The 1,266-nt window shown below is 54.7% G+C and carries 1 protein-coding gene; it reads left to right on the top strand.

The genetic code is table 11. The features are described 5' to 3' along the window. The first annotated feature begins 66 nt into the window (after positions 1-66). A protein-coding gene (locus EV688_RS17320; protein WP_117319743.1) for an IS3 family transposase occupies positions 67-1,235 on the top strand; the annotation gives its coding sequence in 2 pieces (ribosomal slippage) (positions 67-316 and positions 316-1,235; 1,170 coding nt in all). Positions 1,236-1,266 lie beyond the last annotated feature (31 nt).

Below are 1,266 nucleotides of genomic sequence, written 5' to 3'. Positions count from 1 at the left end.
TGAAGTGGTCCAATGGATGTGACCAACCCAGTTAAGGATAATATCCTGAACTGGAGGCGGTACAACATGAACACGAGAAAGAAGTATTCGAAGGAATTTAAGCTGGATGCAATCAGCTTGGTAACTGAGCAGGGCTACAGCCGCGCAGAAGCAGCACGCAGTTTGGGCATCAACGCCAATATGCTGTGCCGCTGGATCAAGCAGCATGAGGCGGACGATGGCACGGCCTTTCGCGGTAATGGGAAGCTCACCGCCGAGCAGGCTGAGATTCGAAAGCTCCGAGAAGATGTGCGGCGTTTGAAGATGGAGAAAGACATCTTAAAAAAGGCAACGGTCTTCTTTGCCAAGGAAACGCGTTGAAGTACGCGTTCATCACCCAGCACAAGAAGACCTGGCCAGTCGACCTGATGTGTCGACTACTGGGTGTCAGCCGCAATGCTTATTACCGGTATTGCTTGTATCAACAAAGTCGGGAGCCGGATCCAGAGCACCTGGACATGCTGAATGCAGTGAAGGAAGTTGCCGAGGCCAGCAGGTACAGCTACGGGTCGCGGCGGATGAAACGTGCGCTCAATGCATTGGGTTATCCCGTCGGACGGCGCAAAGCTCGGTCCCTAATGCGCGAGGCGGGCGTTCAAGCCCGATACCGGAAGAAGTACAAAGTGACGACAAACAGCAATCACAAGCAGCCGGTATTCGAGAACGTCCTGGAGCGGCAGTTCGCCGCAGCCAAACCGGATCAGGCTTACGTGTCGGATATCACCTACATCTGGACCCAGGAGGGCTGGCTATACCTGACGGTGTTTATCGACCTGTTCAGCCGCCGGGTCGTGGGCTGGAGCATGAGTTCGCGGATGAAGACGAAAGCGGTGACCGATGCGTTACGCATGGCTCTGTGGCGGCGACGTCCTGAGGCCGGACTGATTGTTCATTCTGACAGAGGGTCCCAGTACGCGAGCAAAGCGTATCGTCGGCTGCTGCAATCGAATGGCTTCGTGGGCAGCATGAGTCGCAAGGGCGACTGCTGGGACAACGCGGTGGCTGAGAGTTTCTTTGCCAGCTTGAAGAAGGAACGCGTGCAGTGGCGACATTACCAGACCCGTGCAGAGGCACAGCAGGATATTCTGGATTACATCGTCATGTTTTATAACAGTCGGCGGCTGCACTCGACCTTGGATTACAGCAGCCCCAACGATTTCGAATCAGCCATGGCTGAATTGAAGAAAGCGGCTTAACTGGGTTGTCACAAATTGCTTGACCACTCCA

This window comes from Chromatocurvus halotolerans, assembly GCF_004340525.1.
GTDB lineage: Bacteria > Pseudomonadota > Gammaproteobacteria > Pseudomonadales > Halieaceae > Chromatocurvus > Chromatocurvus halotolerans.
Note: the sequence above shows the minus strand (reverse complement) of the source record. Positions and strands in the feature narration are given on the sequence as shown.